Here is a 743-nt window from a genome sequence, read left to right as displayed (position 1 = left end):
GAGCAGGAGGGCATTCGCACGGCCATTTTTCGGATTGGCTTGGTCTTGAGTCCCGATGGCGGAGCGCTGGTACCGCTGGCTCGTACGGTAAAGATGATGGCCGGTGCTCCGCTGGGCTCCGGCGCCAGTACATGTCCTGGATTCATCTCGACGATCTATGCCGCCTGCTTATTGAGGCCCTAGAAGAGCCCCAATGGCAGGGAGTATTCAATGCCGTAGCACCCAACCCCGTTACGAACAAGGACTTTACCGAAACGCTGGCCAGCGTGCTGCACCGTCCGCTGGTGCTTCCCAAGGTGCCTGAATTTGGTTTGAAGCTGGTGATGGGCGAAATGAGCGAGCTTGTACTAGCTAGCCAGCGCGTCAGTGCCGAGAAGATCCTGAAACACGGCTTTGTTTTTGAGTTTCCGCACCTAAAGCCTGCGTTAGAGTCTTTTTATAGTAGCGAGGAATAACCACTATCGGCTAGGTTTCCCCTGTTGCTAACCCGCCCTTGGATACCTCACTGTAAGATAAAATACTGTACTAGAAAGGCCGCCTTCCTAACCAATTTAGGGGGCGGCCTTTGCTGTTCAGATAGGGATATGGTGCTTACCCGCCTAAACTATCAGGAATAGGCACGGTGCCGTTATTTAGGTTCTCCAGCAGATTATCAACTACAATCGTATCCACGGCTTCCACGCGTCGGCGGCGGGGTTCAGACGGTGAAATGCAGTTGTACTTCTTCGTGATTTTAACAGTAG

At 53.0% G+C, this 743-nt stretch carries 1 protein-coding gene; it reads left to right on the top strand.

Features of this window, described 5'->3' with window-relative positions; genetic code table 11:
* Nucleotides 1-131 precede the first annotated feature (131 nt).
* Nucleotides 132-455, top strand: a complete 324-nt coding sequence (locus VI25_RS22345) for a DUF1731 domain-containing protein (RefSeq protein ID WP_055562927.1) — start codon at nucleotides 132-134, stop codon at nucleotides 453-455.
* The last annotated feature ends 288 nt before the right edge of the window (nucleotides 456-743 follow it).

Source organism: Hymenobacter sp. AT01-02, assembly GCF_000961955.2.
Taxonomy (GTDB): Bacteria; Bacteroidota; Bacteroidia; order Cytophagales; family Hymenobacteraceae; genus Hymenobacter; species Hymenobacter mucosus.
Note: the sequence above shows the minus strand (reverse complement) of the source record. Positions and strands in the feature narration are given on the sequence as shown.